The 1,443-nt window shown below is 41.7% G+C and carries 1 protein-coding gene, 1 tRNA gene and 1 pseudogene; 1 reads left to right on the top strand and 2 read right to left on the bottom strand.

From position 1 onward, the window contains the following. Positions 1 to 770, top strand: a 770-nt coding sequence (locus A3766_RS28440; RefSeq protein ID WP_156509222.1) for a molybdenum ABC transporter ATP-binding protein, incomplete at its 5' end; no start/stop codon positions are given. 130 nt (positions 771 to 900) lie between these two features. Here the strand turns inward: A3766_RS28440 and A3766_RS28435 are convergent. Both A3766_RS28435 and A3766_RS32380 read right to left on the bottom strand, forming a co-directional pair. Beyond that, positions 901 to 976 (bottom strand) — tRNA-Asn (locus A3766_RS28435). A 161-nt stretch (positions 977 to 1,137) separates the two neighbouring features. Beyond that, positions 1,138 to 1,443 (bottom strand): annotated as a pseudogene (locus A3766_RS32380) (23S rRNA pseudouridylate synthase B); the annotation flags it as partial.

Here is a 1,443-nt window from a genome sequence, read left to right as displayed (position 1 = left end):
AGCGCGCCAGCAAAAGCAGCGCAAAGCGTATCAGTATCGAGCATGTTCTTTCAATTCTCGGAATCGAAGCTCTTCTAAACAAGAAGCCCGATGAATTATCAGGAGGAGAACGCCAGCGAGTTGCGATTGCCAGAGCTTTACTTGTTCAGCCTGAACTCTTATTAATGGATGAGCCATTAGCTTCTTTAGATAAAGCCAGAAAACTCGAAATCCTTCCCTACGTTCAAAAGATTCGATCAGAATTTCGTATACCAATTTTATACGTCACTCACTCGGTAAACGAAGTCGCTAAACTTGCTGACAACTTAGTAATACTTGAAAACGGAAAGCTTAGCACTCAAGGTAAGGTTTCAGATGTGCTTTCTAATCTAGAGACAGCCGACTATTTAGGAAATGAAACAGGTATTATCATCCAAGGGCGAGTTAACGAGCTAGATGAACAATGGAACCTCGCAGCCGTAGACTTTGAAGGCGAACGCATATGGATTCACAATAAGGGGCTAGGGCATGGCGCAGAACTTAGAGTGCGTATATTAGCAAAGGATGTCAGCATCACTTTAAGTCAATCGAAAAACAGTAGCATTCTTAATCTATTACCGGCAGTAATCGACGAAATAGATGAAAAAGATTCTTCTATGGCTTTAGTAAGTTTAAATATTGGTTGCAGCAAGTTAATTGCCCGAGTAACTCGAAAATCCGTTCACCAACTAAATTTAATTGCCGGACTAAAGGTATGGGCCCAAATCAAGTCCGTTGCAATAGTTGAATAGTCTCAGAAGCTTCATTTTACAGACCAACAAAAAGCATCAATTCGAAAACACCGGCGCGTATCTTAGTGTTTAGTAGAATCTAAATTTGGGGAAATTTTAGGGAAGTATTTGTGCTTGAGGGTTATGAAGTTGGCTCCCCGAGCTGGGCTCGAACCAGCGACAAACGGATTAACAGTCCGCTACTCTACCAACTGAGTTATCGGGGAACTTCATCAACGGCGCGAATATTATCGCCTTAACTGATGGTCGTCAACACTTTATTGTAAAGAAAATGCAGTATTTCTTAAAAGCGTGATTTTTGTATAAATAATCAACAAAATCTGGGGCTTACAGCAACTTTCTTACATTAGGGAGATTTTTAAAATCACTATCTCCGCTTACTAGGACGTCGAGCTTGCTTAACGCCTTTCTTAACCGCTTTAGTGTGTGCCCTGCTTTCTTTAGCGATTTCCTGACTAGTTTTCTGCCTATGCTTGATAGGAGGCAAGTTAACCAAATCTCGCAATTCGTTAATATCCTTAACCTTAAGCTCTTCCCAGGCGCCAACCTTTAAACGACTTGGCATAAATATACAGCCGTAGCGTACACGCTTAAGCCTGCTTACCTGAACTTCCTGAGACTCCCATAAGCGACGAACCTCTCGATTACGACCTTCCATGACAACAACGTGAAA

The sequence above is a fragment of the Oleiphilus sp. HI0132 genome (assembly GCF_001635845.1).
This window is presented reverse-complemented; position numbering and strand designations above follow the sequence as displayed.